This window comes from Peterkaempfera griseoplana, from assembly GCF_001418575.1.
In the GTDB taxonomy this organism is placed as follows: domain Bacteria; phylum Actinomycetota; class Actinomycetes; order Streptomycetales; family Streptomycetaceae; genus Peterkaempfera; species Peterkaempfera griseoplana.
The window spans coordinates 1-4,308 of record NZ_LIQR01000329.1; the positions used below are offsets into that span (position 1 = coordinate 1).

Below are 4,308 nucleotides of genomic sequence, written 5' to 3' on the forward strand. Positions count from 1 at the left end.
GTTACGGGCGGGGCGACCGGTGCCGGACCGGGCGGGGCCACCGCCTGCCGGGTTGCGGCCCGGCCGAGGAGCGCGGGTTCGATGAGCCCGGCGGGTGCGCGGTCACGGGCTCGGGGCAGGGCGTCGGTCATGGGTCACCTCCGGTAGGCGGCCGGCACGGAGGCGGCGGCGACGGACTCGAAGCGGCGGTCGAAGAGCTTCTCCGCATCGACCTTGGGGACAAAGCCGGCCTGCGTCAGCAGGTCCGCGCTCTCCTGCTCCCAGGCGACGGCCCTGGCCCAGTCGGCCGGGAAGACGGGCTTGGAGACCGAGGTGACGATCCGCCGGCCGTCCTCGCGGCTGACGCCCTGGTCCTTGACGTAGTAGGTGTCAATCCAGGCGTCCCGGTGCTCCCAGGCCCACACCTGGCCCTGCGCCCAGAAGGGGATGAAGGTGCGGACGGCGGCGGCCTTGGCGGGGTCGCGGAGCACGTCGGCGGGCGCCCAGAGGATCGACAGCAGGTCCACCACATCGGTGCTGACGCCGCGGGCGCCGTCCCGGCCGTACTGGGCGAGGTACTTGGTGAGGACGGGCTCCCCGAGCGGGGCCACATCGACCTGCCTGGACTGGAGCGCGGTCAGGAACTGGGTGCTGGGCAGCGCGACCAGGGTGACGTCGTCCTTGGTCAGGCCGGCCTCCTTCAGGGCCCGCAGCACCACGACGCCCTGGGCCTGCCCCTGCGAGAAGCCGATCTTCCGGCCGCGGAAGACCCGGGCGGTGCGGATGTCGGTGCCGGGGGCGGTCGCAAAGGAGTAGAGCGGCTTCTCGTGGTACTGGACGGCGACGATCCTGGCCTCGAAGCCGATCGCCGCGGCCTGGATCGGAGGTATTCCGGCATTGTTGGCCAGGTCGATCGACTTGGCCCGGAAGCCCTGGATGACATCCGGACCGGCAGTGAGGTTGGGCCATTGCGACACCGAGAAGGGGAGTTTTCCGAGCTGTCCCGAGGCCTGGAGCTGAAGCTGTGTGGAATGGATGGAAATGCTCAGTGAGGTGCCGGGTGGCGGCGCACCCGTGGCCAGCTTTCCGGTGGGCACCGAGGCCGCGTCCGCGGAATTCTGTGCGCAACCGGCGAGGCCTGCTACGGCTCCGCCGGCAAGGGCGAGAAAGGAGCGCCGGCGCATGGCCGGGGAAAGGGTGGACGACATTCTGGGGTCTCCTGTCGGATCAGTGTGTGCGGGGGGCGGGCCGCAGTTCGCGGTAGGCGCCGTCGTGGTAGACCAGCGGCTGGTGGCCGTCCGGGAGCCATGACTCCTCGACCCGGGCGACGACGATGCGGTGGTCGCCGGCGGGCACCAGGTTCTCGATGCGCACCCTGAGCCGGCCGGGCGCCTCGTCCAGTACGGGTTCGCCGCCGGGCAACCGGTGCCAGCGGGTCGGCGCCGCGAAGCGGTCGATGCCGCTCGTGGCGAAACGCCTGGCCAGGTCCTCCTGGCCGACGCCCAGCAGATGCACCACCGCGGTGGCGGCGTCCTGGAGGTGGGGCCAGCTGGAGGCGGTGGAGGAGATGCCGAAGGAGACCAGCGGGGGGTCGAGGGAGAGCGAGCTGAGCGAGGTCGCGGTGAAGCCGGCCGGGCCGCGACCCGCGTCAGCGGTGATCACCACGACTCCGGCCGGATACTGCCGGAAGGCCTGTCTGAACCGTTCGGGAGAAATCTGCGCGGCAGGGTTCGCAAGCAGGGTGGACACCGTTTTTCCCATCGTCGAGAGGGCGTGTCGGACCGCCGTGCGGCGCACCTGCGCACACGGGCGGGAAAATACTTCGGAGATCAGCGCGAAGGCGCTGCGTCGGCGGCTTCGAGGCCGCCGGAGTCAGTTGCCCGGACAGCGCCGGGGACAGCACCGCCGCGCACTGGCGGGGGCCGGAATGACGCGGCGACAGGACGTCGGTCCTGGCGTCCTCGGCGCGTTCCGCTGCGGGCTGGTCATGGACCAAGCCTGGCCATTCCGCGGGATTCCGTCAACAATGCAACGTGCTGAATTAAGTCGCATTTCTGTGGCCTGCCTCACGACGCGTGCGAGAGCCAGGGCGGACTGCCCAGCGGATCGGTGTAGAGCGAGTCCAGCAGCACCGCTCCGCCCGCGGTGGCCAGCACCGCTCCGGGGAAGCTGGTGACCACCACGGTGTGTTCGGGGTCGCGGCGGACCCAGGAGCGGGCCCGCACCTCGGCCCGGAGGTCGTCCAGGCACTGGGGCAGCCTGCTGACGCCGGGCTCCACCACCACCAGCACCTCGGGGTTGAGCACGTCGAGCAGCAGCGCCGCGGCTCTGCCCACCAGCCTCGCCCGTTCCCGGAACAGCGACACCGCCGCCGGGTCGCCGTCGACGGCCAGCGCCACCAGACCGGCGAAGGACACCCCGTCCCCGATGCCCAGCGCCGCCCCCCTGCGCAGCAGGGTCCGCTCGCTGACGGCGGCCTGCAGGCATCCGGTACGGCCGCAGGAGCAGGGCTCGGCGCTCCCGCCCACCGGCAGGTGCGCCACCGCCCCGGCGGCCGACCGCGGGCCGTGGTGGACGGTCCCCGCCGTGGCGAACGCGGCGTCGACCACATTGCCGACGAAGAGGTGCGCCACGCTGGCCCGGGCGCGGGTCTCCCCGAAGAGCTGCTCCGCATGCACCAGCGCCCGTGAGTGGCCGTCCACATGGACGGGCAGACCGGTGGCCTCGGCCAGCAGCCGGCGTACGGGGACGTCGCGCCAGCCGAGCAGGGGGTGCTCGACCACCGTCCCGGAGCCGGGGTCGACCCAGCCTCCGGTGGCCACCCCCAGCCCCAGCACCGACCGCTCCCCGCCGCCGTGCGCGGCCAGCAGTCCGGGGAGGCGTGCGGCGAGCGCGCCGAGCACCTGGTCGGGCGTCAGGCCCCGGTGCGGACGGCGCTCCTCGGCGACCACGCGGCCGCGCAGATCCAGCAGCGCCAGGGTGGTGTGGGGTACCGCGACATGGGCGGCGCACACCAGGTGGCGGCCGGTGTCGATGTCCAGCGGGATGTGGGGGCGGCCGATGCCCCGGGGCCCGGCGGTCTCGGGTGCCTCCCGCAGCAGTCCGCGGGCCAGCAGTTCGGTGCAGATCCCGGTGACCGAGGCCGGGGAGAGGCCGGTGAGCCTGGCGACGGTGCTGCGGGCCACCGGGCCGTGGTCCAGTACGGCGCGCAGCACGGTACCGGCGCTGGAGGTGCGGCGCGCGGGGCGCGCCTGGGGGATGTCCGCTCTACGGAGCGGCGTGCGGGCGCGCGCAGGCGCCGACCGCTGGTCCATGGTCGCCTTCCAGGGTCCGAGGTGAGAGTGCGGAGACGCTCATCGACACGGACGGCAGACACATGGCGCTGGACTGGTAACGGAGATCCACGTACCGGCGCGCGGTGAGGCCGGAAGTGGTGTGGATCATAGGGACGATGCTAGCAGAGCGGGTGCACGCTGCCCAGGATCCGCATCCCTCCACCGCAGTTTGACGATCCGTCAGCGTCGCGGCCGCGCACGGCGCAGCCGGATCCCGCTGAAACCGAGGGTGCTGGCGGTGACGGCGTCCCAGAACGGCCACAGGTTGGGCAGGACCCGCAGCTCGATGCCCGCCTCCTCATGGAGCCGCAGCAGGTCCCCGACCCGTTCGGGCGGGCCGAGCGGCAGCACCGTTTCGGTGGCGACCTGGGCGTGGACCGGGTCGCCGAACGGCCGGAAGCGGTCGGCCGGCAGGCGGTAGGCGTAGAGCTCCACCGTGGCCATGGCGTGCAGCCAGCCGTACTCGACGGCGTGCACCCGCCGGGCCCCGCCGGGCCCGAGGATGCGTTCCCGGTCTTCGGCGGTGGTCGCGGGCTCCACCCAGGCCATCGCGCGGGGACAGTCGCGGGGGAACCAGTAGTCGGGGCTGCGCCCGGAGTCGACGGCCCAGACATAGGCCTCCGGCTGCTGGGCGGTGGCGGCGACATGGGGATCGAAGCGGGTGATGGCGGGGTCCTGGGAGAAGTGCAGGACCTCTCCTGGCTCGGGGCGCATGCCGGATACCTACCACAGCGGCACCGGTGTGATCCAGGTCATATTGCCTGCCGCGACGCTGCGCATACGATCCCGTCCACTGGTGAATCGATTCGACGGATGACCTCGATGCATCGTCGAATCGATTCGACGAATCGATTCACCAGCAGGGGAACCTTCAGCGGAGGACTGCATGGCCACCATCAAGGACGTCGCCGAACGCGCGGGCGTGGCTCCGAGCACGGTCTCCTATGTGCTCAACGACTCCCGCACCATCTCCCCCGAGACCCGCCGGCGGGTC

General features: G+C 72.2%; 5 protein-coding genes. 1 reads left to right on the top strand and 4 read right to left on the bottom strand.

Annotated features, from left to right (window positions below; genetic code table 11):
- Window positions 1-134 precede the first annotated feature (134 nt).
- The 4 genes from AOK09_RS23995 to AOK09_RS24010 all read right to left on the bottom strand — a co-directional run bounded on the left by AOK09_RS23995 (window position 135) and on the right by AOK09_RS24010 (window position 4,028).
- A complete protein-coding gene (locus AOK09_RS23995) occupies window positions 135-1,187 on the bottom strand; it encodes an ABC transporter substrate-binding protein (RefSeq protein WP_055589315.1) in 1,053 nt (350 codons plus the stop codon).
- Between the two features lie 19 nt (window positions 1,188-1,206).
- On the bottom strand, window positions 1,207-1,740 hold the full coding sequence (locus AOK09_RS24000; RefSeq protein WP_055589316.1) for a flavin reductase family protein: 534 nt from the start codon (window positions 1,738-1,740) through the stop codon (window positions 1,207-1,209).
- Between the two features lie 305 nt (window positions 1,741-2,045).
- Entirely contained in the window at window positions 2,046-3,293 is a 1,248-nt protein-coding gene (locus tag AOK09_RS24005) for an ROK family transcriptional regulator (RefSeq protein ID WP_055589317.1), read from the bottom strand.
- Window positions 3,294-3,494: 201 nt separating this feature from the next.
- A complete protein-coding gene (locus tag AOK09_RS24010) occupies window positions 3,495-4,028 on the bottom strand; it encodes a DUF6886 family protein (RefSeq protein ID WP_055589318.1) in 534 nt (177 codons plus the stop codon).
- 172 nt (window positions 4,029-4,200) lie between these two features.
- On the opposite strand from AOK09_RS24010, the gene AOK09_RS38130 reads away from it, so the two are divergent.
- Window positions 4,201-4,308 (top strand): LacI family DNA-binding transcriptional regulator (locus AOK09_RS38130; protein ID WP_157876014.1); only part of this gene is annotated, 108 nt, incomplete at its 3' end.

Bases quoted from the DNA above. Each gene is read 5' to 3' on its own strand.
- AOK09_RS24000 (WP_055589316.1), bottom strand. From the start codon at position 1,740: ATGGGAAAAACGGTGTCCACCCTGCTTGCGAACCCTGCCGCGCAGATT.
- AOK09_RS23995 (WP_055589315.1), bottom strand. From the start codon at position 1,187: ATGTCGTCCACCCTTTCCCCGGCCATGCGCCGGCGCTCCTTTCTCGCC.
- AOK09_RS24005 (WP_055589317.1), bottom strand. From the start codon at position 3,293: ATGGACCAGCGGTCGGCGCCTGCGCGCGCCCGCACGCCGCTCCGTAGA.
- AOK09_RS24010 (WP_055589318.1), bottom strand. From the start codon at position 4,028: ATGCGCCCCGAGCCAGGAGAGGTCCTGCACTTCTCCCAGGACCCCGCC.